Consider the following 24,267-nt stretch of genomic DNA (forward strand, 5'->3'; position numbering starts at 1 on the left):
GCCCGAAACATTGGCTGGGTTGCATTTCGTCGTATTCTCCGTGCTTATGCTCGTCCACTTTGCAGCCCTTAACAAAAGTGCATAACACCTTCTAGGCGTCTTAACTGGCAACGCGGTAAGACCGTGCGCGTCAAAGGTAACTCCGCGCTTGCTTTGTGTCGCAAGTGGGCCGACCTTGATCGATACAGTGCTCTTCAAGCGCATTTTGACGCTTGCGACGGTCAGCTCAGCTAGCCAGTGGTTCGAATTGAGTCGCGCGAGCACAGTGAAGCCTCTTTTCTGCTGGTCGTTGCAAGAGATTGCTCCGCCCACCGCCAAAGAATGCGTGTGCGAGTTCCATCTCGCGATTTAGCGAGGATTGACTGGAAAACTCCCCTCCACAAAGTCCCTCAACTGCGTGCCGTCGGTGCGCGCATAGGCCGCGGTCGTTTGCACCGAGGCGTGACCGAGCAGCGCCTGGGCAACCGGTAATGGGACGCGGTGATCGACCACCAGCGTGCGGGCATAGCCGTGACGCAACCAGTGCGTGGAAGCGCCTTCAAGCGCCGCGCGCATGGCGCTTTCCTCCGGCGGCAGCCGGGTGGCTGCCAGTGCAAACACCGCCCGCACCTCGTCGTAGAGGCCACTCCCACCCAGCGCCCGGCCACGTTCGCTGTGGATGAGCGGTAACTGTTCCCCGGGCGGAGGATCGTCGGGCAGTCCGCGCACACGCCGGTAGGCGCGTAGCGCCGGCAGGCAGGTCGAGGGCAGGGGAACTGCGCGGACCTTGTTGCCCTTGCCGTTGACGTGCAGGGTCCATTGCCGGGCGGCGTCCACCTCGATGCGCGGCAGCGCGAGCGCCTCGTTCCACACCAGTTCGGCGAGCCGGATGCCGGCGAAGCGGTACAGCGCCCAGATGGCGCGGCGCCTCGCCCAGATTACGGAAGGAACGTCTTCCGGCGCGTCTCCGGCTGCGACTGCGTCGCAGTGCGCGAGCGCGGCGGTGGAGAGGAAGCGCACCGGCGTCCACGTCATACGCGCGCGCCGCCCGGCGGCGAGACCCTCGGCCGGATTGACGCTGAGATACCCCGTGCGGTGCCACCAGGCGTAGAGGCTGGAGACCACGGCGAGCGCGCGGGAGACCGACGCCGGCGCCGCGCGCCGCACGGTGCCTGACGCGCCGGCACGGGCGGCCTGGAGAACGTCACGGTACGCCATCAGGTCCTGGCGGGTGAGGTCCGAGAACGGGCCCAGATGTTCGCGCGTGCACCAGGCGGCGAGCCGTCGCAGTTCGGTGACGTAGGCACGCAGCGTGTGCGGCGAGTGCGAGGCCCGCTCGCGCAGGAACAGTCGCACCGCCTGCGCGTCGTCGGCCACCCCGAGGGTGTTGGTCAGCGCCACCGCACTTGCAAAGCGCCCGGCGCGCGCGAGCCACGCGGGCTCGACTCCCGCAGCCTTGAGCGCAGCGTCTTCGGCCACTTCGTGTCGCATTGCAAGTGAGGTGTCGGGCACCTCGTCATCGGGCGCCAGGCGGAAGCGCCGCCGGTGCTGGCGCAGCACCCGCTCGAGCACCATGGCGGCGGAGGGTGCCACTGTTTCCGGCTGGGCGCGCAGGCGCCCGCGCTCCCAGTACTCCACCGCCGCGTCGTGGTCGAGCAGCAGTGCAAACACGGACGGGTGCTCATGCTTCGCGTCGGCAAGCGACGGGCAGCCACGCTTGAGTATCGCGAGTGTCCAGCGTATGTAGACCGGGTGACCGAGCGCCTGCGCGACGTATTCAATCGCCGCCTCCACAGAGTCGGGCAGGCGCTGCGGCGGCCTGCACCCCGTGTCGAGCCAGCGGGGCGCCGGGGGCGCCTGAGACAAACCGGACGGATCGGGTGGATCGGGTGGACAGGACGGTTTCATCGTGGCTTTCTCGTGGACGGGCCGGTCGCCGCTTTTGTCGTCGGGGACGTAGGGCCCGCACTTCGGGCTGCACTTCGCGCCGGACGGCGCGCACCGGCAGCGGGCGTGTTCACCATCGTGGCGCTCATCAGCGCGAGGGTCTGGCGCTGCTGTTCCACCACGGTTGCCAGCGCCGTCGCTTCCGCGGCGGCCTGCTGTCGGGCGGCGCGTTCGTCTGCGAGTTCCGTCAGGATCCGTTCGCGCAGCGACTCGAGGGCGGCGAGCCGCTCGGCCGCGCGTGTGAGTTCGGCTTCGAGGCGCTGGCGCTCCGTCTGGAACGCTTCGCGCTGGTGCGCAGTTTCCCGCAGCAGTTGCTTGGACAGCCCCTCGTAGCGCACCCGCTCGGCGGCGAGTTCGCGCTCGTGCTGCTGCACCGCGTCGGTGGTGGCTGTCTCCGCGTTTGTGAGCCGTGTCCGCAACTGGGTGCAGGTGGACTCCAGCGTCTGGGCGCGTTCCTGCAGCGCCCGGCCTTCGAGCCGCAGGCCAAGCAGGTCATCGTCACGCGCCGAGAGCTGGGCACGCAGATCGGCCAGCTCCGCGCGGAACAGTTCTGTGCGCAGTTCGGCCTCGTGGCGCGCGGCCTCCGCTGTTGCCTTGACGTCCTCTGCCTGCTGACGCAACTGCATCACGTCGGCGAGCTGCGTGGCGACGGCCGCTTCCCACAGTGCGCGCATCTGCGCGGCGATCTCTTGTGGCACGTCGGGCACCGCGAAGCCGGCAAGACCCGCCTGCACGACCTCGGCCTCGATGGCGTTCAGGTGCCGCGAGAGCGTGGCGGGGTCGCCGGCACCCAGCCGTGCGCGGAGTTTTCGCACCGACACGATCTTGCGGAAGCGGGTACCAGACGCGGGGGCCGGGTCGCCCGCCTCGGCGAGCAGGGCGAGGACGGTGGCGCGGATGGCGTCGGGGGTGACAGCGGCGGGGCGGGCCATGGGGGCCTCCGGCAGCAGAGGGAAGCAAACGGGAAGCAGGTTGGCACTCAACGCCGGCGCCACGCGGAGAGGTCGGAAAGGCCGGCCGCGCAAGGCGCAGGGCGGGATTTCCAGTGTGGATTACGCACGCGCCTAACGCAAGGAAACCCGATTCGGCGCGATTAAAAAGAGCCGTGCCGCGATAAACCGCATTATCGCGGCCAGCGCGCCATCGCATGCGAATGGGGGGGCTACCGAGTGGGCGAGCCTGGGCGGAGCGGTCCTTCTGTCGTGGAGCATGGGGTGAACGTTAGTCCCGGGCTTCATCGCTGGGGCCCGGAAAAGATGCGGGGTTGGAATGCGTGAAGATCGAGAAACACCCGACGTCACTGTGCTGCCGGTGGATATGCCACTCGAGACCCGGCGCGGCCATCCCATCGACTCCGGCAGGCTGAGGGCAATGGGAATCAGCGCCTCGCTCGCCGCGCACATCCTGAGTCCGGTGGCTGCAGCGGCTGTCGCAAACAGTCCAAAAGCATGTTGACCGTCTTGGTGTCGGAAGGCGATGGTTCAATCAGACGCGAAACGCCAGGATTGCACTCCAACCAGAAAAAATCGAGGGAGCACCTGATCGCAGCACAAGTGCCATGTGGGTCGTCACTGCTCAGAGGTAGTTATCAACCGGCTGCTGGCAAGAAAAGAATACTTATCGTGCGCCATCCTTTACCGGACGAGCAGGGCGAGCTGTATCCGGTCGGGGCGAACAGAAGTCGTCGCGTGAGTTTTGGTATTTTGAGCCGGCTCAGGCACGTATCGCGCGATGCCCGAACCATCGCCGCTTGGAGCCCGGCCCGACCAGCGACACAGGACGCATTCAAAGGAAAACCCGGCGCGGGCAAAAGGTCGGATCGAAATGCCGAGGCGGATGTCGCCGTGCGGCGCGGGAGGTCAACGGCGCCGAGCGTTTCTCTTTGCCGGAACAGGCCTCCCGTGGTGCTTCGAACCGCTTACAATTCCGCTGGGGAAGCTGCCGGCGCGCCGAGGTTGCGGTCAGGCGGATGGACGAGCAGCAAGTGGTAGCCACTATATTTAAAACGCATGAGATCCGATCAGTATATTGACACCGTTGTCGGGAAATGCACGGCGCTGGTTTCGGCGGGGTTGTGGTGCCGCTCGCCGATAGTCCGCCCAGCGGCATGGCTCAACAATTTCGAGAAGGATGATCAGGTCGCGGCTGCAGTGCTGCTCGATCATTTCACCTACTTCGCGAGCGGTGCGGTCGACCAGATGCTTATGTCCTTGTACCGCCAGATGCGTGACGGGCTTATCTCAAGGATGGGGCCCAGAAAGGCGCTTGAGACGCTGGACAATGCGGTGTTCACCAGCGTTGAAGGCGAGGATCCGAATGTAACCGACTCGGGGAATCTCTTCTGTCGAAAGCTGCGTCAAACGGCAAGAATCGCCGACAACCGCTTTATGGATCCGAAGCGCGCCCTCGAGCAGGCGAAGGCGGGGCGACTGGTGGTTTTCCTCGACGACATACTCGGTTCAGGAAGCCAGATTTCCGCGACGTGGAGGCGCGACTATCTGAGCGAGCAGCCGTATTCGTTCGCCGATCTCGAGGCGATCAATGGCTCGCATGTGATTTACGCCACGCTGGTGGCCACCCGCAAAGGTCTGGATCGCCTGCGCGCCGAGCTCCCCGGACTGCAGGTCGTCGCGGCTCATGTACTCGATGCTGCGGACACGGTTTCGGGTATTCCACGCAGCGCGCTGAAGCCCGACCTGGACGATATTCCTGGAGCGATCCAGCAACTGCTCGAAAAATATGCGCCGCGCCTTGGTGTCCCCCAGTATCTCGAGGCCGCGGCCACGCGCATGTATGGGCACACCGAGGCCGGCTTGCTGCTCGCGTTCGAGCACTCGACGCCCGATTCTACTCTCCCCCTATTCTGGGCCGTTGGGCCAGATCAATGGACGACTTTGGTGCGACGCGTATGAGTTCAAACAAGGAAGTTGTTCAGCATCTGTTTGGCGACTACCGCGCCGAATGGTCCCAGCCCGACTTTGCGTCGCTGTTCACGCCTCCGCCGTACACCGAAAAACTGGTGCACCAACGGCCCAGTTTTCTGGTGGGGGGGCGGGGTACAGGGAAGACGACAGCTCTACGCTCGCTTCGCTTCGACGCGGCGTATGCGCGTTCCCAGGCCTCGGAATCCGGCGGGAGTGGGTTGCCTCATTACGGCATTTATGTCCGGATCAACAAGAATCGAGTGCGTGCGTTTTCGGTGACTGAGCTCGGTCCGACGGATCGGCAGCGTACGTTCGCCCATTATTTCAATATTCTCACCTGCATCGAACTGTGCCAGCTGTCCAGCTGGCTTGAGCGGGACCGTCCATCAGGTCGCCCCATCGAGATTGACGCAATTGCGATCACCTTCGGGCTGGACGAAGTCACCGATCTGAGGCACCTGCAGACCGCGCTTACCGCAGGCCTGGCCCAGCTCGAGCTGTACGTGAACAACGGCGGCCGGACAAAGCCGCCGATACTGTCGGCAAGTGATGCCCCGTTGAAGGCATTTGCATCGGCCCTTCTGGACGCCGGTTACCTCGAAAACAAGCTCCTTTTCTGTTGCATCGACGAATACGAAAATCTCGCGCTCGAACAACAGTCGCTGCTTAACGCGTATATCAAGCATTCCGAACCACCAATCTCGTTCAAGGTTGGTATGCGGCGAGGCGGACTCAAGACGCACCATACGCTGGATTCGGGAGATCAGCTTTCGACGCCGGACGACTTTGCCATCATCGACATTGCCGAAGAGCGGTTCGACACGTTCGCGGAAACCGTTGCGAACCATCGTCTGGCGAGTGCACGGAAGCGTGGCGTGCCGATTCCTTCGGAGCTGGCAGAATTTCTGCCCGACATGTCCTTCGAAGAAGAGGCCGGGAAGTTGGGATGCTCGCGCGTGGCCAAAATCGCTGAACAGGGATTAGAGAAGGCGCCGACGGAAGTACGCGAATGGTTTGCTTCGCTGCCAGATACGAAATCCTACTTTCTTCAATATTGGCACGAAAGCTCCGGCGAGCCTTTGCTCGAACTGGCGAAGAGCTGGATGGAGAGGCCTTCCGAATGGGATACACGACTCGGCAATCACGGTGTTTCGAGTCTCTTCTGGCTATCGAAAGGGCGGAAAGGCGCACGGATCCGAAAATACTATGCGGGCATCAGCACGTATCTCGCGCTCGCCTCTGGAAACATCCGCTTTTTTCTCGAGCTCATTGATGAAGCGATTCAAAATCAACTCGACAACAACGGATGGGATGGTGAAGCACCCCTGGTAATTCTCCCGCGTTCGCAAACCGAATCAGCGCGGCTCGTCGGCAAGCGTCGGCTGGCCCAGCTTGAGGGGCTCAGTGAACACGGGGTCGAGATCAAGCGTCTGGTCCTTGCGATCGGCAAGACGTTCTTCGAGTTCGCCCGTGACCCGATTGGGCGCGCGCCGGAACAGAATTCGTTCGTCGTGAGCGGAGATCCCAGTTCTTGCGCAAAGATCGAGCCGATCCTTGTTGATGGTGTCGCCAATCTGGCATTCGAGGTGACCGCCCGAACAAAACCGACGTCAGAGCTGGAGATGAAGGACGATGAATATCGTCTCCATCCCATCTTTTGCGCATTCTTCGAGTACTCGCACCGACGGAAGCGTCGCGTCACTTTTCGCGCGAGCAGCTTGTTGAAGCTGTCCAGTCATCCCGCAGCGGCACTCGCGGAGATGATGAACACCGGAAACCCGGCGCCGACAGATGAGTTGCCTGCCCAGCTCGCGATGTTTACCGATTTCTACCAGGGTTGATCAATGAATCGATACATCGCGCACGACGGCCACACCGAGACGATTGCAGCGCTCAAGGAGCAGCACCTTGCTGAGAACGCGATTTACGTCTTTGGGGCATTCAGTGAGGAACACCGGCTCCAGCAGGCGATATGGCGACAAATGCAGGACAAGCGTCCCGGGCAATGCGTCCAGATTGTCGAACAGCTTGAGACATCCATACGCTACAGGACAGGGGAAGGCGAAGCATCCGTTGGCCTTTCGGACAACAAAGGCCTACAGCGGTTGCTCGAGTCGCCCGCAGTCTATGTCGATATTACGGGCCTCAACCACAGCGTCTGGGCGGCGCTGATGCGTGTGTTGCTGACAGCCTGTCCGGCAATCTATTTTGTTTATACAGAGCCGGGCGCCTACAAGGAGCACGAAAGCCCTTCGTCATCAAGTCTTTTTGATCTCACCTCGACGTTTGGCGGGGTATCGCCCCTTCCAGGCATGGCGAATCTCGCGGGACCGGACCGGGATGTGAAAAGCGTACTCGTGCCATTTCTCGGCTTCGAGAGCGCGCGCGCCAGGCACATCGCACTCGACTTCGATCCTCAACCGCGGATCATGCCGATCGTCGGTCTGCCCGGTTTCAAGACCGACTATCCGCAGATCACGATAGCCACCAACGAGGAATTCCTGAACGACGCTCGCGCCTTTGATCACATTCGATACGCTCGCGCGAGCTGTCCTTTCGAGGCGTACTCGGCCTTGTTTGAAATCCACCGGGACAACCCTGGCAGTTTTCTGCATATCGCGCCGACGGGCACCAAGCCCCACGCGCTGGGCGCGGTCTGGTATGCACTCGATCACCCACGGGATACCGAAATCATTTATGACCATCCGATTCGCAAGGGAAAGCGAACGACCGGAGTGGGTCCCACGCACATATATTGCATAAAGCCACGCGATGCTCACATCTGATTCGGATGCTTATTACTCGCCGGGACATGTAGCAGACGTGGTTGCGCAAACGGTCGGGCGCGCGCGATTGAAGTCGGTCCTTGACAGTCATTGCGGCCGGGGAGCGCTCCTTGACGCCGTCGAGCGATCCTTTCCCAACGTCCACTGTGCGGGTATCGACCTTGACGGGATCGCGATCTCGCATCTACGGAAGGCGCGTCCGCACTGGACGCTGGTACGTGGTGACTCACTCGCCTGGTCGACGTGGGAAAGGGTGCGTGCGAAGTTGAATGGGAGTGTAGATGTCGCGGTGCTTAACCCTCCCTTCAGCATGGGTCACGCAAAGGGGGTAGATATAGAGCTTGACGGAAGGACGATTCGCGGAAGTCTCGCGATGGCGCACGTTATCGCGACAATCCACCACTCACGGCCGAGGCGGATCGTTGCGGTTCTTCCCGAATCGACCATGTTTGCCGACATGGACAGACAGGGGCGCGCTGAGCTGGAGTCGCTGTACGACATCGATGTTGTCTCCCAGTTCAAGAGCTCGACGTTCCGGGGAGCCCGGGCGAATTCGCTGCTCGTCGCAATGACGAAACGTTCACGGCCGCGATTGCGAAAGCTGGGTGAAGAGTCGAAGGTTCCTGTTGTCCAGGGATCTGTCGTGCGCGGCGGGCTTGCGTGTTTCGAAGCTGTTTCGTTGCGCGGTGGTCTGCCTTTTATTCATTCCACGGACATCAAGGATCTTGTGCGAGGGGCACCGATATCATCTCTCCGGCGGGTGCGCCCTTTCACGCGCGGCATTGTGGCCGGTCATATGATCCTTCTGCCCCGCGTCGGGATACCGAAAAAGGAGAACATTGGCGCATGGCATGTCGACTCGGATGTGCAGCTATCCGACTGTGTTCTCGCGTTGCCGTGTGGCGGAGGGAGCGAAGCAAGCGCGCGGGTCGATGCGATTCAGGCTAGCTATGAAGCTTTCGCGGGTCTATATAGGGGCACGGGTGCGCGCTATGTTACGGTTGAGCGCCTGTTGGAGTGGTTGAACACAGTTTGGTCGTAGGACGCAGAGTCGCGTTGCTCCGGCGTTCTGCAGGCGCTATCGGTCGGCAAGACACGCAACACCGTAATGGCATTCGACAAGGAAGCGACGGCCGTGGCCGATGCTTACGTATTCGCCCCACCGGTCGGTAGCGCCAGCGGACGATCGAGAGTGACCTGCGCAACCCGATCGCTCCCGACGATCATCGTATTTTTGCGGACTCAGGGGTCCCTTTGACTTTCGTGCATATCTCCGGTCACGTGACGCCAAGCGTATAGGAGCTTTGCCTTCGGCCCCCATATAAATTTCGTTTCTAATCAGCGATCTGCTGACTCCTTATCTCATACAGAGATGGCGCTTCCGACGATGATAGCGCTGTTGCGCGTCCCACCACCGTCGTTACTCGTCGGTGCGAACGTTGGAGGTCTTCTAGCTACCGGGTACGCAGAACTGCCAGTGGGTACTGCCACCAGAGCCAAGCGATTTGTGTCGCCTTCTTCAATGAGCGTGACGTTACCGTCACCGATTTACAGCGGTCAGCCTGCAACTCTTGGGATGTCACTGGCGTTAGGCTGTGTGGCTGATTCGGGCAAACGTGTGCGCGACGGCACGAGCAGGATCGGGCATCGGGAGCTTCGTAGTACCCGATCTGCAACACTGCCTAGCACAAGCCGTCTGACGCCACGCCGCCCATGTGTTCCCATCACGATGAGATCTGCTTTGGATTCTGCTGCGGTGCGGGCGATGCAATGCGCGATATCTTCCGCACCGAGATCCACCTCTACCGATCGGGCTACGCCTCTGACGCCAGCCACCATCATTTTCTCTTGCGCGTCGGTGCATAGGAGTCGCCCTTCCTCGAAATACGCATCGCGAACGATCGACGGATCAAAGCCTGGTACATCATAGGCCATGACAGGCAGGTCGATTACATACAGTGGCGTCAGCTCTGCCTGCGATTCCAGCGCAAGCTGTATCGCTGTGTCGAGCGCATGCGAGGCTGTCTTGCTGCCATCGATTGCAACGAGAATACGAGAATACATGAGAGCCTCCAGCACGACTCTTTAGCGATCAGTGCGAGCAATGTATTTATAACGCCTTGTGGCGGTCGTTAATGGGACATCAATACCGGCAGTGTCGCTGTGAGCAGGATGGAGCGCGTCGCGCCGCCCAGTACGAGTTCCTGTAATCGGGCGTGACCATAGGCGCCCATGACAAGCAGGTCGAATCCGCCGTCAACGGCGAAGTTCAGCAGGGCATCGCCCGTGGTTTCTGCTGCGTGCCGGTCGAAGCGCGAGATGTCGATGGAAGTCGCGCCATGACGCGCGAGCATTGCTGCAAGTTCGCTGCACGATGCCTGTGATGGCGCAGGAGAAAATGTCGACGAAGACGTTGCGATTGTGACGTGAGCGGCACTGACGATGAAGGGGATCGCGTCATGCACGGCTCTCGCCGCCTCGCGGCTGCCATTCCAGCCGATAAGCACGCGTGTGCCAACGGTTTCGAAATACCCGGTGTTAGGCACAAGAAGCACTGGGCCTCCGGTGCCCAGGACGACCGTCTCAGAAAAATGGTCGGATACAAACGTTTCCGGATCGTTGGGGTTCGCCTGTCCAATGATCGTCAGATCCGCGCTGCGGCTGTGGTGCAGGAGCGAGGAAACGATATCGGTATTTTTTTCTGCGTCGACAAGTGTGCCTGCGACCTGAGCCCTCTCCAGTTCAGCCCGAAACAGCCGCTCAATGGCTGCACGCTGCTCAGCGCGTAGTTTGCGATGTGCGTCGTAATAGTCCGCCGTGCCGGCCATGACATAGAACTCTCGCGGATGTGGCTCGAAGGCCGCAAACACGCCGGCCAGATGTGATCCAAAAGAACGTGCCAATTTGAGCGCAAGCGAAACGCGCGCATTGGCACGGGTACTCGAATCCAGATGAACCATCAGGGTCTTGTAGCTCATTGCGGATCTCCGGAGAGAAGAAAGAAGTCACGGCCTCGCATAGGGCACGCATCGGGTGAAACTGAGTTTATGAGCCGTCCTCTGTTTGCCGTTGACGTGGATCAAGCGATGACTCGCTGTCCGTTGGACGCGGCAGGTGTTTGCCGAGAAAGGTAGTTGAGGCAGATCAATTGCAAACGGCGCTTATTTCTTACATTGGAAGCGATGTGTGCGAGGGCGCGCGGCTCTACACGGGCCGAATTCCGGAACATTGCGCGGCCCTTTTTGTGCTCGAAGGAGGATGGAAAGATGAACAACCTGACCCGTTATGATCCGTTCGGGATCGAACCAGTTTCTGAGCTGTTTCAGGGGCTTTTCCGCCCGTTACGTAGTGCTTCTGTAACCGACAGCAGTGAGTTGGCATCCATAAAGCTCGACGTGACAGAAAGTCCGCAGGCATACATGGTGAAGGCCGAACTTCCCGGCGTTGACAAGAAGGACATCGACGTGAAAGTCGACGGCAACACAGTTTCCATTCATGCGAAAGTCGAACGCAGGAGCGAGCAGAAAGAGGGTGAACGATGGATTCGACGGGAACGTTATAGCGGATCCTTTGCGCGCACGTTCTCACTCGCGAGCGAGATCGATGACTCTGCAGCAAGCGCCCAGTATCAGGACGGCGTGTTGTCCCTGAACCTTCCCAAACGAGCACCTGCCGCACAGAAGAACGTGCAGATCGATTGATGCATCGTGATTGCGTGCCGGGGAGCCGGCACGCGGTGACTGAACGAAACGATAAAGCGAATGGGATGCTGAATGTGAGCACCATGCCGGCCAGGGAGGCCACACGATGGGACTCGGAATGCAGATGGTCTATCTGGGATTTGCAGGGTCTGCCGCGATCGAGGCAGAGGCGGGCGTGCAACTGTTGCGGCTGGAGCGCTTCGGCAAATTGTTGAAGTCCTGTCACCTCGCGATCGAAGAGGTGCATGGGAGCGATTCGTCGCAGACGTACGATGTGCGTCTCGATCTTGTCACAGTATCAAGAGACTTTAGTCCGGTTGCCCATCATTGCGGTCCAGATCCTCTTGTCGTTATGCGGGAAGCTTTTGACGAAGCGGAGCACGAACTCGAGACGAATTCAGCATGATGAGAAGTACGTGGGGCATTCCGATGCTGGCGAGCTGATGCCAATCAGCGCTCCATCAAGGAGCGCTGCATGCACTGGTACGCTGGGTCAACCTGATCGATAGCAGAACCTACGAGGTGCTATCAGTTTTTTATTTTTTATCAGCCTATACGCGCGCGAGTGCCTGGGCATCGACGATGTGGATCTGCTTGCCGTTGGGTTCGACCAGACCATCACGATGAAAGCGTGAAAACATGCGGCTGACGGTCTCGAGTTTCAGTCCGAGGTAGCAGCCGATTTCCTCCCGGCTCATCTTCAGATTGAACTGTGCGCCGGAGTAGCCTCGCGCACGAAAACGTGCCGCCAGATCCAGTAGAAACGAGGCGAGGCGCTGCTCCGCGGTCATCGTGCCGAGCATCATCATCAGGCTGGATTCGCGCACGATTTCGCTGCTCATCAAATAATAGAGATGACGTTGCATGCGCCGACTGTCGCGGCACAGCGATTCGAACTGGGCAAACGGGATGATGCAAACCGTGCTGTCCTCGAGCGCAATCGCCTCGCAACTGTGCGTGCCCCAGCAGACGCCGTCGAGGCCCAGCGGTTCGCCCGGAATCTGGAATCCGGTGACCTGTTCGCGCCCGTCGCGGTGCATCACGATGGTCTTGAAGGAACCCGTACGCACCGCGTACAGGCTTTGGAAAACATCGTGGGTGCGAAAGAGCGCCTCGCCGCGCCGCACGTGTCGCGTCGTCAGGACGACGCTATCGAGTTGTCGGAGTTCTATGCCGGAAAGATCGGTGGGCATGCAGACCGCACGCAGCGAGCAGGCCGAGCAGCGAGTCGGCAGACATCCCGGCCCGGCCATCGGCGTGAATGACGATACTGACGTTACGGAGGAGGGGGCTTCGCAGACAAACTCGGCATTCATGATCGTCTCCAGTTTCACCGCGCGATGCGCGCGCGGCTTCGGCAAACGCGGCGGGATCTGCATGTATCCAGTATTGGCAGCGCCATCCCGAAAATAAATCGGCGGCGGTGGAAACTGGCGTACGCCGGGAAGAAGTCTTGTAGGGCAATTCCTACAGATATGCGGGGCTCGGCCGCGCGGGTCAATTGCCGTGCCGGGTCCGGCGCCGGTTCGGCCAAAAGCTAGATTTCGTCCTGATCGTCGATCAATTTATGACGCAGGGCATAGCGCACCAGGGCGGCTTCGTGAGGCATCTGCATTTTTTCCAGAATCCGGACCTTGTAGGTGCTCACAGTCTTGCTGCTCACACACAGGGCGTGGGCAATTTCGGTAATGGTCTGCCCGGAGGCAAGCCGTCGGAAGACGTCGAATTCGCGGTCGGAGAGACGCTGGTGTGGGAGAGCATCCGAGGGCTCGTTCAGACTTTGCGCGAAGCGCTCCGCCATGGCCATGCTCACGTACACGCCGCCGGCAGCCACTTTTGTCACAGCGCTCACCAGTTCCGCGCTGGCGCTTTCCTTCGTGAGATAGCCAGAGGCTCCCGCCTTGAACGCACGCACGGCATACTGCTGCTCGGCGTGCATGGTCAGGACGAGGATGCGCAAGGCCGGTTTTTCTTCCTTGATCTGCTTGATGAGATCCACGCCGCTGCGACCGGGCATCGACAGGTCGAGCACGAGCACCTGGGCGGGCTGATTGCGCACAAGGGCCAGCGTGGTCGCGGCGTCCCAACCTTCACCGGCAACCTCGAAGTCATGAGCGCTTTCGAGGATGCGGCGCAGGCCATCGCGCACGAGTGTATGGTCGTCGGCGAGGATTACCTTGATCATGAAGTTGTCTCGTCGGATAGAAGCGCGTCGAGTTCGAATGTGATGGAGAGGGAAAAGCCTTCGCCTGGCGCGGTGTCGATCTCGACGACGCCATTGAGCATGTGGGCACGCTCCCGAATGCCAAGTAATCCAAAGGTTTTGTCGTGTCGTGTCCGATGGTGGGCGTCGCCGCCTTCGCGGGTCGTGCCGCAGCCGTTGTCGGTAATACGCAAGGTGCAACGCCGCGAGTCCACCGCCAGCGTCAGGTCTACCCGGTCTGCCTGCGCGTGGCGGGCCACGTTGGTCAGTGCTTCCTGAACGATGCGAAACAGCGTGGAGGCCGCTGTGCTTGAGAAGACCACATTGCCCGTTTCCAGCCGCAGCCGCACCTTGATGCCGTAACGGCTGGTGAAATCGTTGGCGAGCCACTCGATGGCTGAGGCCAGCCCCAGGTCGTCCAGCATGACGGGGCGAAGATCGGCGGCAATGCGGCGTACTCCGCGCACGGTGGCATCGATCAGTTCGCTCATGCCTGCGAGGCTGGCTGTGATATCGGGCGCAGTCTCAGGCCCCAGACGCTGCGCCAGCGACGACACGTCGATTTTGAGCGCGGTGAGTTGCTGACCGAGATCGTCGTGCAACTCGCGCGCGATGCGGGTCTTTTCGGCTTCGCGCACGTTTTGCAGATTGGCGGACAGCTCGCGCAGTTCTTCGCGCGAACGCTTGAGCGTGTTTTCGGCGCGCAACCGCTCGGTGATATCGCGCAGCATGACGGTATAGAGCTTGCCGGACCCATCGCGGATCTGCGAGATCGAGGCTTCGATGGGAAATTCCTCGCCGTTCGCGCGCAAACCATAGAGCACACGCTGCTGATGGCCCATCTGGCGCTCCGTCACCCCGGTGACGCCAAACTGCTCGACCTGCTGCGCGTGCGCGGTGCGAAACCGCTCGGGAATAAAGCGTGAAAGCGGCGTGCCGATCGCCTCCATGGCGGTCAATCCAAACACATACTCGGCGGCCGGATTAAAAATCACGATCTTTTGCGCCTCGTCGATCGTAATGATCGCTTCCATCGACGATCGGATGATGGCCATCATCCGTACTTCGTTGAGGCGGGCGTCGCTGGCGCTGGTTGACTGCGTCAGTCGCGCGGCGACGAGCCGATACGCCAGCCATGCGCATGCCGCCGCTACGAGCGCCCCCACCAGCAGGATGGCAGTGGCGCTGATGGCTGCGCCGGTGAGCAGTGGACTGCCGTGCGCGCGTGTGTCGATCGTCAGTGCCGTGCCTCCCGCGAGCAACTGATCGGTTTGCTCAAACCGGTGGGAGGAAAAGATTTCGTCACTTTCAAGCGGCGCGCTCCGGTAAACCTCGACCGGCGGATGCGTGGCGCGCACGGTGATTTCGAGTCCTGGCTGGGCCGCCAGCAGCGGCTCGAAGAGGCGCTGGGTATCGAGTGCGGCGACCGCGAAGCCGACTGGATTGCGTGAACCGCTTCCTCGTGCCGCCGAATCCTCGTAGACGGGAAGCCACAGCGTCAAGGCAGTCCTGGTGGTAGGGTCTGCCGCGGCCACAGCCAGCACCACTTCTTCAGGTTGAACTGCGGCAGGCCGATCGGACTGGCCGGGTTCGTTGCCCGAACTGGCTGCCGGACCCGCCCAGAGCGTGACGCCGGATGCGCTGGGGACGTAGCCGAGCGCGACAACCGCCGTGTTCGAGCCGTCCAGATCAAGCGAAGACACATAATGTGTCCAGCTCCCGGCTTCAGGAGAAGGCATCCCGGCGAGATGCGCGCGGGCACCGCGCAGCACGGCTTCGTTGGCGATCAGCGAGAGCGCGATGGACTCGCGCAGTGCAACGGCGCGTTGGCCAAACCGCTGCTCGGCCGCGTTCTGCCATTGCTGCGCGACGAACACGGCTACCGCGCCCGCGAGGGCGAATGCCGTCACAAACGCTGCGATCGCGGCCACGGCTGGCCGGCGGATTTGCGCGGGTAGTGGCGTGACGTCAGTGACCGATGTCATGGCAGCCGTCTCTAGCGAGATGCTCGTGGGCGGGCGAATCGTAAGTCTTTTGTAGGCAAACGGGCGGCGCGATTGAGACGGCCCGGCGCGCGGGCACATACGCCGCCCGTCTCGATATTATGTCCCCAAGATCAAGCGCGTCGCGATCTTCAGGGGGTTCAGTTCGCCGTACCCGGTAACTGAGCGGCTTCGCAGGGCGGACAAGGGTGTTCGCGGACCGGATCTTCAGGGAGTTCCACCGTATCGCGGTATTGCGGCACGCAGCAATCCCAGTGCAGCGTCTCGACGATCCGGCGGCGCAGCGCGTCGGCGGCCGGGGGGTCGCCGTGCGTCACAAAGGTGCGTACCGGCGGGCAGTTCATGCCGGCGAGCCAGCGGATGGTCTCGCGATAGTCGGCGTGCGCGGACAGCGAGGAAATCGACGAGATCTCAGCACGCACGCGCACATAGTCGCCGTGCAATTTGATCACGGGGGCATGAGCTTCCAGCGACGCCCCGCGCGTGCCGGGCGCCTGATAACCGACGAGCGCGATCGTATTGCGCGGGTCGGGCGCATAGCGGTTCAGGTGATGCAGCACGCGGCCTCCCGTGGCCATGCCGCTGCCCGCGATGATGACCATCGGCCCGCGGCGCGAGGCGATCGATTTTGAGTCGTCGACGGTGCGCGCCATGAACGCGGCATGGTCGATTGCGTGCATCTGCGAGACAGTCAGGCGGTGCTCGCCCATGTGGCGGCGATAGAGATCAGTCACGCTGATTGCCATCGGACTGTCCAGGTAGACGGGCACGTTCGGCATACGGCCGCCTTCTTTCAGACGGGCGATGTAGTAGAGAATTTCCTGCGCGCGGCCAACCGCGAAGCACGGCATCACCACGATCCCGCCACGCGCAAAGGTTCGCGCGAACATCGCGGCGAGTTCGTCCTCCGGATTGAGTGCATCGTGCAGCCGGTCGCCATAGGTCGATTCGACTACCAGATAGTCGGCATGCGCGGGCGGAGCGGGCGCGCGCATGAGCGGATCTTCAGGGCGGCCAAGGTCGCCGGAGAATGCGATCACGGTGTGGCCGCAACACAGCACCACGCTGGCCGCTCCCAGAATGTGCCCGGCGGGCAGGAGGCGAAAACCTAGCCGGTTGCTTAGGGCAAAGGGCGAGTCGAACTCGCGTGGCCCGATCAGGCGCAGGGTGTTCTCGACGTCGCTGGTGGTATAGAGCGGCAGCGCCGGGTGATGTTTCGAGAAACCGTGCCGGTTGGCGAACGCGGCGTCTTCCTCCTGCAACCGGGCACTGTCGCGCAGCATCACATCACACAGGTCCGCGGTGCCGGGTGTGCAATAGACCGGCCCTCGATATCCGTTGCGCACGAGTACCGGCAGGTAGCCGCAATGGTCGATATGCGCGTGGGTCAGGATCACGGCGTCGAGCGTGTCCGCCGCGAAGGGCAACGGTTCCCAGTTGCGAAGGCGCAGGTTTTTCGTTCCCTGAAACAAGCCGCAGTCGATCAGCACCCGCTTGCCGTCTGCTTCCAGCAGGTAGCGCGAGCCTGTCACGGTCTGGGCCGCGCCCAGGAAGGTCAGCTTCATCATGTCCTCCTCGCATTGCGCCCGACGGCGCCACTGAGGTCGATTGGAGCGCGCTCCGGGAAAACCCGTTTGATCTGCATCAGAGGGAAAGGGTGGTTCCGAACATTCCATACGGATTGAGCCAGATCAATCGCGCGAGGGCGCCCTTTTCTACAGTGGAAACACTGACCGGATCCGACGCGGCCAGATTCTTGTGGAAACCCGACCATGGCTGTCCGACAACGTTTGTTTCTCCTACCGGTTTCGTTGAGGGTTTCTTTGCTCGCGCTAACGCTGGTCGCGTGTGCTACGGACGCCAGCCGCATGGCGTTCCGGAATTCCGAAGCGGAGCTGGAGCTCGCGCGCGAGCATGCGCAGGTCGAATGTGCCGGACCCCAAGCTTGTGCCCAGGCGTGGGGGCGAGCACGTCTTTTCGTGCAGCAGCACTCCGCTACACCCATAGAGCGCCTGGACGACAACACCATCGAAACCCGGATGCCTCACGAGTTCGGCGTGGCGTATTTCTGGGCGCTGCGTCTGAAGGCGGACGACGGGATGACCGTCATCCGGCTCAAAGGCTTGTGCCGCGGTATGTACAGCGTCGATGGCGGTCCGGGCTGGACCTACCGCAGTTGTGCGGCGCAACTGCGCGAGGCCCAGAACGAGTTTGCGCGTGAGGTGGGGGAAGCGCACTGAGCATCGGGCGGTGCGGGGCCCTGATTCGGATGACAGTCTTGCATGGCGGCGACAAGACGGCATGCTCTGCGCTGATTGAGCAGTGGTTTCACTCCCCACCTCGCGCGCTGACACCACTTCATGTCGATCTACAGCCCGGCAGTGCCCTCGACCCGCGATCGCTACGCCATTGCGGTCCTGCTCGTCTTCCTGAAACTGGGGATTTCGAGTTTTGGAGGACCGATTACGCACATCGGTTACTTTCGGCGCGAGTTTGTCGAGCGCCGGCGCTGGCTGGATGAGCGTACTTTCAGCGATCTCGTCGGCATGTGCCAGTTTCTGCCCGGGCCGGCGAGCAGTCAGGTTGGTTTCTCCATCGGGCTTTTAAAGGCAGGCTGGCGAGGCGGCCTCGCCGCATGGCTTGGCTTTACGCTGCCTTCGGTCCTGCTGATGCTCGCGTTCGCGGCTGCGGCGCCGGACCTGGGCGGCCGCGCCGGTGATGGAGCCGTGCATGGGCTAAAGCTCGTCGCGGTGGCGGTGGTCGCGCAGGCAGTCTGGGATATGGCGCGAAAGCTTTGTCCAGACCGGCGGCGCGCTGGCATCGCGCTGCTCGCGGGATTGGCGACGCCCTATGCGCAGGTGCTGGTGATCGCTGTGGGGGCGCTGCTTGGCCTTGCTTTCTGCGCAGTGATAGCCGCAACGTCCCATGAGCCGCAGCCAGAGCCGCTGGCGCAATGGCGAGGATCGCGCAAGGTATCGGCCGTGGCGCTCGCGCTTTATCTGGGCCTCCTCGCTGGCTTGCCGGTATTGGGCGCTGCGGCTGGACAGGGATGGCGCCTTTTCGATGCCTTCTATCAGTCGGGGGCGCTGGTATTCGGCGGTGGTCACGTCGTGCTGCCCTTGCTCCAGCAGCAGACGGTTGCACCGGGATGGGTGTCGCCCGCGGCATTCCTCGCAGGCTACGGTGCTGCGCAGGCGGTTCCCGGTCCTTTGTTCACGTTCGCCGCGTATCTCGGCTGGGTGAGCCACGCAGGACCCGGCCACGGGTCTGGTGCCGCCATCGCGGTCATCGGCATCTTTCTGCCAGGCCTGCTGCTGGTCGTCGCGGCGCTGCCGTGGTGGCAGGCGATGCGTGAGCGTCCCCGCATGGCGGCGGCGCTTGCTGGCGTGAACGCCGCCGTGGTCGGCCTGCTGGCTTTCGCGTTGTATTCGCCGGTCTGGACAGGTGCGGTGCGTTCGCCTTCTGATTTTGCGATCGCCGCCTGCGGGTTCGTGGCATTGGTGAAGTGGAAGGCACCGCCGCTCGCGGTCGTGCTGTTTTGCACGCTCGCGGCATTGCGGCGAACATGTTGTTTATCTAGCTGTGGGGAAGTTAAGGGGCTCTCGTGAGCAAGCAGAGCGCCTCACGGCATCATGCGCTGTAACGCGCCGTCGCGCAGCACAAATCTATGGTACAGCGCTGCGGTGATGTGCAAGCCAATCAGCACCAGCAGTGCCCATGCGAGCGCGCTGTGCACATCGCCCATCGCATGTCCCAACGACGAGCCGACCGTTGAAAGCGAAGGGAGCGCCACGAGGCCGCCCAGCTTGACGGCCCACGCGCGCGACGACGCATTGATCCACCCAAGCAACGGCACCGCGAGCAAGAGCATGTAGAGAGCGCCGTGCGTAAGTGCGGAAATCGCGCGCATTGCGTTGGGCAGGTTATGCGGCGGCGGCTGGTGAGTGGCGCGCCAGGCGATACGACAAGCCATGACGGCGAGGAGCGCGGTCCCCACGCCCAAGTGCCACGCGATCTCGCCGATGGGCTTCGTATCGCGGTGCACGTCGGGCATCGTCCAGCCAATCACGAACTGCTCCGCAACCAGCAGGACGACGAGCCAATGGAGCAGTCGTGCAGTCGTGCAGTCGTGTCGTAGCGCGTATTGGCGGCAGCGTGCATGGCCACTCTCTCCTGGGAAAATAAGCCGGGCGAAAAGCGCGATTCTAGAAGCCCGGAAATTAACGTTAGATTAAGCACGCTGAAATCAAGCGTCGGGATTGGTCGCCCGGACATCCTCCGGGGCTGGCAAACGAAGTTCGGCCACGATCTCCGTTCCTTTGCCTGGCTTGCTCTCGATCGAAAGTGTGCCGCCCAGTTGCAACATGCGTTCCCCCATCCCGGTCAGGCCAAATGCGTCGGCGCGCGCTGCGGCGTGCGTATCGAACCCGGTGCCGTCGTCACGGATTCTCAGCCTGATGGTCGTGCCGTAACCCGAGAGGTCAAGCGTTACGGTGCGAGCGCTGGCGTGTCGCGCGATATTGGTTAGCGCTTCCTGTGCGACGCGGAAAAGCGCGGTTGAGATGAATTCGTCTAGCCGTGGCATTTGTGGATCTAGATCACAATGCACTGTTACGCTGTGACGCTGCTCGAAGTCATGCGCCATAGATTCAAGCGCGGCCTCAAGCCCAAAATCATCCAGCAGCAGTGGACGCAGATCGGCTGCAATGCGGCGTACAGAGACGGTCAACTCGTCAATCTGCACGGAAATGTCGCCGAGCGAGGCCAGATGTGCGCTATCTACATTGGGCGACTCTTTGATGAGTTCGGCCTGATGACGGGCTAATGCCATCTTCAGGGCGACCAGCCGTTGTCCGAGGTCATCGTGCAATTCGCGGGCAAGGCGTTTTTGCTCGTTTTCGCGAGCTTGCTGCACAAGCGCCGACGCTGTGTGGGAGCGCTCAAGGTCATCCAGCCTGCGCCGTTCGGTCAGGTCACGGGTAATCTTGGCAAACCCAACCAGTGCAGCATGTTCATCGTAGACCGCGGTGATAATGACATTTGCCCAGAAGCGGCCACCATCCTTGCGGACGCGCCATCCTTCGTCCTCCGGCGGCCCAACCGCGCCGCAGAGTCGAGCAGTCGTGCAGGTTTGCCGCTGGCGATATCTTCTGCCGTATAGAACAGCGAAAAGTGCTGGCCAACGATCTGGTCCGGCGTGTAGCCCTTGATACGTTGAGCGCCCGGATTCCAGCTCGCTACGCAGCCGGTCGGATCCAGCATGAAGATCGCGTAATCCTGAACGGCGTCGATGAGCAGACGATAGCGATCGACGATCGCGATACTGCTGTTGTTTCGCCCATTCCAGGACGCCAACCCAGCCGTTTGCATGAAGCACTCCGGTGATTTTGGCGACAATGCGGGAGTCGACGTAGTTTGCACGTCGGCAATGGAAATAATAGGCCAAAGTCGTGGGGCGATCGTAGACGCGCTGCAGGTAGTGGCTTCGCGCTTAACTCCAAAGGGCGGTACTTCAATGCGACATGAGAACCGGCAGTGTCATCGACTCGAGCAGCGTGCGCGTGACGCCGCCCAGCACCCGTTCGTGCAGATTTGAGTGAGCCCATGCGCCCGCCACCAACAGGTCGGCGTTGACATCACTTGCGCGGCTGAGCAGCGTCGCGCCGGCTTCGAAATGATGTTCGCAGACACTTTCGTGGAATGACGCGCTGATGCCGTGGCGCTCGAGCCATCCCGCGGCATCAATTGCAGCGCTGGTTGCGCGAGCGAGATCGGGACTGCGTGGCGGCGTGACGACCGCGAGCGAAACGAACTGTGCATGCGTAAGAAGCGGCAACGCGTCTGATGCCGCGCGCGCCGCCTCGCGGCTGCCGTCCCATGCAATCAGGACATTCTGTCCGAATGAGGCAAATGCGCCTGCATACGGCACGATGACGGCGGGGCGCGCAGTTGTCATCAACAGGTCGGTGACGAAATTTGCAGCGACGGTGATCAACCGGTTTTGCGGGTCATGCTGGCCGAGCACGAGGAGGTCGGCGTGTCGTGCATGGAGCGTCGCAACCGACAGGTCAGCCGGCTCAGGGGCGCGCCATTCGACGATCCGTGCTGCGCGCTCGGCTGCGCAGAGAAAGCTCGCATGGGCGTTGGCCCGGCGTTGTTCCGCTGCGCGCGCATCATCGGGGCCACTGACACGCGAAAGGGGCAAATATAGCCCGACAAGATGGGCGTCGAAGCGCTCGGCGAGATCAAGCGCGAGTGCTACGCGCACGGTGCATCGGTCGGTATCATCAAGGTGCACAAGCAGACTCTTGTAACTCATAGCCAGTTTCCTCCGGACTGTTGCGCAGATCCGTCTCGCGCATTCAATGCGACATCAGGACTGGAATGGGCATCAGCCCCATCACCGCATGCGTCACGCCGCCGAGCAAAATTTCTCGCCATCGGGCATGGCCGTAGGCGCCCATCACGAGCAGGTCACAGCCGTCTTTTTGCACAGTCGACAACAAGGCCTTTTCGACGGAAACCGTCGGCGGCGGACGTAATGCGGAGACCTCCACCTGAATGCCGTGGCGGGCCAGCACGAGGCCGATGTCGGCGCCAGGAATACGGCTGCGTTCCTTGTTTGCGAGGGTGAACGTAACGAGTGAGGTCTGTTGCGCCTGTCGCATGAAGGCCAAGGCGTCGTAGAGCGCGCGCGTGGCCGACTGACCTGCGTCCCATGCAACGACAATCCGGTTGCCGACGCTCGGGAACCGGCCGGTGTACGGCACCCATAGAACCGGTCGGCCGGCCGCCAGGGTGAGGTGCGTCTGGAAGCGGTTGCCCAGCGAGGCATTGGGGTCCTCTGGATCGCTTTGACGCAGCACAATCAGGTCGGCGTACCGTGCACGCGCCATCATTTCCCGCTCCGCGTTTTGCAGTGCCGTGTGCCAATCGCCTTTGAGCTTTGCGTCTACTAGCCGCTGCAAAAAGTAGTGTTCCAGCGCACGTCGGCGATCGTCCTCTTCGCTCATTTGCCGGTCCCAGTATTCGGTTCCGAACGTGAACACATAGTCGAGCCGATGTTCGATGACCGCTGGCGCGTAGAGGGCGCTGACATGTGCGCCATGCCGCTGCGCGACCTGTATCGCAACATCGACGCAGGCTCGCGCTCGCTCGCTGCTATCAAGATGAACAAGGATGCTGCGGTACTCCATGATCGACACTCCCAGCAAGACAAAGGCGAACTGTTTATTCAGCGATTTAGTCTATGCAGTAATGCGTTACGGCGATTGACCTGAATCAACGCTACGCGCGCTCCGTCAGCCAGGGTACCGGCCTGCATCCATGCAATGATCAGCACCGCCGCGGCCGCCATGCCTCCCAGGTGCGCAAAATGAGCCACTGCTGGCTCCAGACGATTGATTCCGAGCACCAGTTCGACAACGGCATAACCCCATGCGAAAAGCCGTGCGGGCATCGGCACAGGAGGAAAAAGCAGCATGACGCGCCGCTCGGGGAACAGCAGTGCGTATGCCATGAGCGCGCCGAAAACTCCGGCTGAGGCGCCAATCGTTGGCCAAGCCGGTGTCGTTGCGGAAATCAGCCACAGCATAGTGGCCAGTTGCGTCAGCGCTCCGGCGACGATGCTTGCGAGGTAGAGCGTGCCCATGCGGCGCGCGCCAACTACCCGTTCTACTTCGCGCCCGAACATGAAGAGTCCCAGCATATTGAAGGCGAGGTGTCCAAAGCTGCCGTGCAAAAAAGGCATAAGTGACAAGTTGCCAGAAATGAAATCCAGCGGAATCGGGCGCGAGTGCCTCGGGCGGCCAAAGCGCGAAGGTATCAAGCAGGCGGTCGCCAACCTGAGTGAGTTCGAGCAGATAAATGGCCACGGAGAGCACGATCAGCATGGCAGTCATGATTGTCGATCCGTCTGGTCTCGTGAACGCTGGGAGATGATGAAGCGACAATAGCCGCCCAGTGGCCATGCTGAGTGATCCAGATCAGTCGAGACCCGCAGCCCCGTGCGACGCTTGCCTTAGGCGAGTGATTTCTGTGAACCCAGGTGGAGGCAGCAATGAAATCTGACCTGCAGATCAGGCATGACGTCGAGGAAGAACTGGAATGGGAGCCCGGCGTAGCAGCATCCAGTATCGACGTCGAAGTCAAGGAGGGTGTCGTGACGCTCAAAGGGCATCTGGCAAGCTTCGGCGAGAAAGTCGCCGCCGAACAGGCGGCGCAGCGTGTAGGCGGGGTTAGAGCGCTGATCGCTGAGCTGACCGTGCACCTGCCGCAGGAAGAGGTTCGCGGCGATGGCGAAATCGCCAACTTCGCGCACAGCATGCTGCGGTGGACCACTGGCGTGAGCGAAGGCTCGGTGCGGGTTCTGGTCAAGCATGGCCATGTCGTGCTCAGAGGCACTGTCGACTATGCCTGGCAAAGCCGTGCCGCAGTGCGGGCGATTGCACAGTTGCGCGGCGTCATCAGGGTTGCCAACGAGATCGAAGTGAAGCACCTCGCCGAACCAGAAGAGATCAGCAGGGACATTCTGGACGCCATGCACCGTCACGCCGAGCGCGAAGCAGGGCACATCCGGGTATCGGTTCGCGAGGGGACAGTGACTTTATCGGGAACGGTACATTCGTATGCGGAGCGCGCAGTGGCGCGCGGCGCAGCTTGGGCCGCGCCCGGAGTTGGGGCGGTGGTCGACGATCTGAACGTGGAGTGAACCGTAGCGGAGGA

The 24,267-nt window shown here is 61.7% G+C and carries 23 protein-coding genes and 2 pseudogenes; 11 read left to right on the forward strand and 14 right to left on the reverse strand.

Translation table 11 applies throughout. The features are described 5' to 3' along the window. Positions 1 to 348: 348 nt before the first annotated feature. On the reverse strand, positions 349 to 1,887 hold the full coding sequence (locus F4827_RS33010; RefSeq protein WP_183732855.1) for a tyrosine-type recombinase/integrase: 1,539 nt from the start codon (positions 1,885 to 1,887) through the stop codon (positions 349 to 351). Further along, positions 1,884 to 2,858: a DNA-binding protein gene (locus F4827_RS33015; RefSeq protein ID WP_183732858.1), complete on the reverse strand. Its 975-nt coding sequence runs from the start codon at positions 2,856 to 2,858 to the stop codon at positions 1,884 to 1,886. Before F4827_RS33015 ends, F4827_RS33010 begins: the two co-directional genes overlap by 4 nt. A gap of 1,077 nt (positions 2,859 to 3,935) precedes the next feature. On the opposite strand from F4827_RS33015, the gene F4827_RS33020 reads away from it, so the two are divergent. From F4827_RS33020 to F4827_RS35700, 5 genes and pseudogenes are all read left to right on the forward strand, one after another. Then, on the forward strand, positions 3,936 to 4,838 hold the full coding sequence (locus F4827_RS33020; RefSeq protein WP_183732861.1) for a hypothetical protein: 903 nt from the start codon (positions 3,936 to 3,938) through the stop codon (positions 4,836 to 4,838). After that, entirely contained in the window at positions 4,835 to 6,691 is a 1,857-nt protein-coding gene (locus F4827_RS33025; RefSeq protein ID WP_183732865.1) for a hypothetical protein, read from the forward strand. The genes F4827_RS33020 and F4827_RS33025 overlap by 4 nt, the downstream gene beginning before the upstream one ends. A gap of 3 nt (positions 6,692 to 6,694) precedes the next feature. Further along, positions 6,695 to 7,636, forward strand: coding sequence for a hypothetical protein (locus F4827_RS33030; RefSeq protein ID WP_183732869.1), 942 nt, complete (start codon positions 6,695 to 6,697; stop codon positions 7,634 to 7,636). After that, positions 7,623 to 7,958, forward strand: a pseudogene (locus tag F4827_RS36100) (methyltransferase); the annotation flags it as partial. The gene F4827_RS33030 and the pseudogene F4827_RS36100, both read left to right, overlap by 14 nt. Before the next feature lie 123 nt (positions 7,959 to 8,081). Beyond that, positions 8,082 to 8,678 (forward strand): hypothetical protein, encoded by a 597-nt coding sequence (locus tag F4827_RS35700; RefSeq protein WP_260175537.1) that lies wholly within the window; start codon positions 8,082 to 8,084, stop codon positions 8,676 to 8,678. Between the two features lie 515 nt (positions 8,679 to 9,193). On the opposite strand, the gene F4827_RS33040 is transcribed toward F4827_RS35700, so the two are convergent. Beyond that, positions 9,194 to 9,700 carry a universal stress protein gene (locus F4827_RS33040; RefSeq protein ID WP_183732875.1) on the reverse strand — a complete coding sequence of 169 codons (507 nt, stop codon included), beginning with the start codon at positions 9,698 to 9,700 and terminating at the stop codon, positions 9,194 to 9,196. Between the two features lie 68 nt (positions 9,701 to 9,768). Further along, complete coding sequence (locus F4827_RS33045; protein ID WP_183732879.1) at positions 9,769 to 10,614, reverse strand: universal stress protein; 846 nt, start codon at positions 10,612 to 10,614, stop codon at positions 9,769 to 9,771. 288 nt (positions 10,615 to 10,902) lie between these two features. Between F4827_RS33045 and F4827_RS33050 the strand changes: the two genes are divergently transcribed. Beyond that, the gene (locus tag F4827_RS33050) at positions 10,903 to 11,337 is read left to right on the forward strand and encodes an Hsp20/alpha crystallin family protein (protein WP_183732882.1); all 435 of its coding nucleotides are present in this window, start codon (positions 10,903 to 10,905) and stop codon (positions 11,335 to 11,337) included. A gap of 106 nt (positions 11,338 to 11,443) precedes the next feature. Beyond that, on the forward strand, positions 11,444 to 11,743 hold the full coding sequence (locus F4827_RS33055) for a hypothetical protein (protein ID WP_183732885.1): 300 nt from the start codon (positions 11,444 to 11,446) through the stop codon (positions 11,741 to 11,743). A gap of 145 nt (positions 11,744 to 11,888) precedes the next feature. On the opposite strand, the gene F4827_RS33060 is transcribed toward F4827_RS33055, so the two are convergent. From F4827_RS33060 to F4827_RS33070, 3 genes are all read right to left on the reverse strand, one after another. Then, positions 11,889 to 12,590 (reverse strand): helix-turn-helix domain-containing protein, encoded by a 702-nt coding sequence (locus tag F4827_RS33060; RefSeq protein ID WP_260175542.1) that lies wholly within the window; start codon positions 12,588 to 12,590, stop codon positions 11,889 to 11,891. 284 nt (positions 12,591 to 12,874) lie between these two features. Then, on the reverse strand, positions 12,875 to 13,522 hold the full coding sequence (locus F4827_RS33065) for a response regulator transcription factor (protein WP_183732888.1): 648 nt from the start codon (positions 13,520 to 13,522) through the stop codon (positions 12,875 to 12,877). After that, positions 13,519 to 15,312: a PAS domain S-box protein gene (locus F4827_RS33070; RefSeq protein ID WP_311735614.1), complete on the reverse strand. Its 1,794-nt coding sequence runs from the start codon at positions 15,310 to 15,312 to the stop codon at positions 13,519 to 13,521. The genes F4827_RS33065 and F4827_RS33070 overlap by 4 nt, the downstream gene beginning before the upstream one ends. Between F4827_RS33070 and F4827_RS35705 the strand changes: the two genes are divergently transcribed. After that, positions 15,289 to 15,498, forward strand: coding sequence for a hypothetical protein (locus tag F4827_RS35705; RefSeq protein ID WP_260184728.1), 210 nt, complete (start codon positions 15,289 to 15,291; stop codon positions 15,496 to 15,498). The two genes, F4827_RS33070 and F4827_RS35705, sit on opposite strands and share 24 nt — an antisense overlap. Before the next feature lie 185 nt (positions 15,499 to 15,683). Here F4827_RS35705 and F4827_RS33075 read toward each other — a convergent pair whose 3' ends face one another. Next, a complete protein-coding gene (locus tag F4827_RS33075; protein ID WP_183732978.1) occupies positions 15,684 to 17,108 on the reverse strand; it encodes an MBL fold metallo-hydrolase RNA specificity domain-containing protein in 1,425 nt (474 codons plus the stop codon). 303 nt (positions 17,109 to 17,411) lie between these two features. Between F4827_RS33075 and F4827_RS33080 the strand changes: the two genes are divergently transcribed. Together F4827_RS33080 and chrA are read left to right on the forward strand one after the other, a co-directional pair. Further along, positions 17,412 to 17,783, forward strand: coding sequence for a hypothetical protein (locus tag F4827_RS33080; RefSeq protein WP_221303911.1), 372 nt, complete (start codon positions 17,412 to 17,414; stop codon positions 17,781 to 17,783). Positions 17,784 to 17,903: 120 nt separating this feature from the next. Continuing rightward, positions 17,904 to 19,151 (forward strand): chromate efflux transporter, encoded by a 1,248-nt coding sequence (chrA, locus tag F4827_RS33085; RefSeq protein WP_183732897.1) that lies wholly within the window; start codon positions 17,904 to 17,906, stop codon positions 19,149 to 19,151. A gap of 14 nt (positions 19,152 to 19,165) precedes the next feature. On the opposite strand, the gene F4827_RS33090 is transcribed toward chrA, so the two are convergent. From F4827_RS33090 to F4827_RS33110, 6 genes and pseudogenes are all read right to left on the reverse strand, one after another. Further along, positions 19,166 to 19,654, reverse strand: coding sequence for a cytochrome b (locus F4827_RS33090; protein WP_221303914.1), 489 nt, complete (start codon positions 19,652 to 19,654; stop codon positions 19,166 to 19,168). Positions 19,655 to 19,789: 135 nt separating this feature from the next. Continuing rightward, positions 19,790 to 20,458 (reverse strand): sensor histidine kinase, encoded by a 669-nt coding sequence (locus tag F4827_RS35710; RefSeq protein ID WP_311675151.1) that lies wholly within the window; start codon positions 20,456 to 20,458, stop codon positions 19,790 to 19,792. 53 nt (positions 20,459 to 20,511) lie between these two features. Next, the gene (locus F4827_RS35715) at positions 20,512 to 20,913 is read right to left on the reverse strand and encodes a PAS domain S-box protein (RefSeq protein WP_260175538.1); all 402 of its coding nucleotides are present in this window, start codon (positions 20,911 to 20,913) and stop codon (positions 20,512 to 20,514) included. Between the two features lie 142 nt (positions 20,914 to 21,055). Further along, positions 21,056 to 21,862: a universal stress protein gene (locus F4827_RS33100; RefSeq protein WP_183732900.1), complete on the reverse strand. Its 807-nt coding sequence runs from the start codon at positions 21,860 to 21,862 to the stop codon at positions 21,056 to 21,058. A 43-nt stretch (positions 21,863 to 21,905) separates the two neighbouring features. Beyond that, positions 21,906 to 22,739: a universal stress protein gene (locus tag F4827_RS33105; RefSeq protein ID WP_183732903.1), complete on the reverse strand. Its 834-nt coding sequence runs from the start codon at positions 22,737 to 22,739 to the stop codon at positions 21,906 to 21,908. A 38-nt stretch (positions 22,740 to 22,777) separates the two neighbouring features. Continuing rightward, positions 22,778 to 23,444: pseudogene (locus tag F4827_RS33110) on the reverse strand (rhomboid family intramembrane serine protease). Between the two features lie 158 nt (positions 23,445 to 23,602). On the opposite strand from F4827_RS33110, the gene F4827_RS33115 reads away from it, so the two are divergent. Next, on the forward strand, positions 23,603 to 24,253 hold the full coding sequence (locus F4827_RS33115; RefSeq protein ID WP_183732906.1) for a BON domain-containing protein: 651 nt from the start codon (positions 23,603 to 23,605) through the stop codon (positions 24,251 to 24,253). The last annotated feature ends 14 nt before the right edge of the window (positions 24,254 to 24,267 follow it).

This window comes from Paraburkholderia bannensis (genome assembly GCF_014200455.1).
Classification (GTDB): domain Bacteria; phylum Pseudomonadota; class Gammaproteobacteria; order Burkholderiales; family Burkholderiaceae; genus Paraburkholderia; species Paraburkholderia bannensis_A.

What these genes read in the sequence shown, in the direction of transcription:
- F4827_RS35705 (WP_260184728.1), top strand. Translation starts at nt 15,289, where the DNA reads ATGCGCGCGGGCACCGCGCAGCACGGCTTCGTTGGCGATCAGCGAGAG.
- F4827_RS33040 (WP_183732875.1), bottom strand. Translation starts at nt 9,700, where the DNA reads ATGTATTCTCGTATTCTCGTTGCAATCGATGGCAGCAAGACAGCCTCG.
- F4827_RS33060 (WP_260175542.1), bottom strand. Translation starts at nt 12,590, where the DNA reads ATGGCCGGGCCGGGATGTCTGCCGACTCGCTGCTCGGCCTGCTCGCTG.
- F4827_RS33015 (WP_183732858.1), bottom strand. Translation starts at nt 2,858, where the DNA reads ATGGCCCGCCCCGCCGCTGTCACCCCCGACGCCATCCGCGCCACCGTC.
- F4827_RS33065 (WP_183732888.1), bottom strand. Translation starts at nt 13,522, where the DNA reads ATGATCAAGGTAATCCTCGCCGACGACCATACACTCGTGCGCGATGGC.
- F4827_RS33010 (WP_183732855.1), bottom strand. Translation starts at nt 1,887, where the DNA reads ATGAAACCGTCCTGTCCACCCGATCCACCCGATCCGTCCGGTTTGTCT.
- F4827_RS33105 (WP_183732903.1), bottom strand. Translation starts at nt 22,739, where the DNA reads ATGGAGTACCGCAGCATCCTTGTTCATCTTGATAGCAGCGAGCGAGCG.
- F4827_RS35700 (WP_260175537.1), top strand. Translation starts at nt 8,082, where the DNA reads ATGTTTGCCGACATGGACAGACAGGGGCGCGCTGAGCTGGAGTCGCTG.
- F4827_RS33050 (WP_183732882.1), top strand. Translation starts at nt 10,903, where the DNA reads ATGAACAACCTGACCCGTTATGATCCGTTCGGGATCGAACCAGTTTCT.
- chrA (WP_183732897.1), top strand. Translation starts at nt 17,904, where the DNA reads ATGTCGATCTACAGCCCGGCAGTGCCCTCGACCCGCGATCGCTACGCC.
- F4827_RS33020 (WP_183732861.1), top strand. Translation starts at nt 3,936, where the DNA reads ATGAGATCCGATCAGTATATTGACACCGTTGTCGGGAAATGCACGGCG.
- F4827_RS33025 (WP_183732865.1), top strand. Translation starts at nt 4,835, where the DNA reads ATGAGTTCAAACAAGGAAGTTGTTCAGCATCTGTTTGGCGACTACCGC.
- F4827_RS33055 (WP_183732885.1), top strand. Translation starts at nt 11,444, where the DNA reads ATGGGACTCGGAATGCAGATGGTCTATCTGGGATTTGCAGGGTCTGCC.
- F4827_RS33075 (WP_183732978.1), bottom strand. Translation starts at nt 17,108, where the DNA reads ATGAAGCTGACCTTCCTGGGCGCGGCCCAGACCGTGACAGGCTCGCGC.
- F4827_RS33080 (WP_221303911.1), top strand. Translation starts at nt 17,412, where the DNA reads ATGGCGTTCCGGAATTCCGAAGCGGAGCTGGAGCTCGCGCGCGAGCAT.
- F4827_RS35715 (WP_260175538.1), bottom strand. Translation starts at nt 20,913, where the DNA reads ATGCAAACGGCTGGGTTGGCGTCCTGGAATGGGCGAAACAACAGCAGT.
- F4827_RS33045 (WP_183732879.1), bottom strand. Translation starts at nt 10,614, where the DNA reads ATGAGCTACAAGACCCTGATGGTTCATCTGGATTCGAGTACCCGTGCC.
- F4827_RS33115 (WP_183732906.1), top strand. Translation starts at nt 23,603, where the DNA reads ATGAAATCTGACCTGCAGATCAGGCATGACGTCGAGGAAGAACTGGAA.
- F4827_RS33100 (WP_183732900.1), bottom strand. Translation starts at nt 21,862, where the DNA reads ATGAGTTACAAGAGTCTGCTTGTGCACCTTGATGATACCGACCGATGC.
- F4827_RS33030 (WP_183732869.1), top strand. Translation starts at nt 6,695, where the DNA reads ATGAATCGATACATCGCGCACGACGGCCACACCGAGACGATTGCAGCG.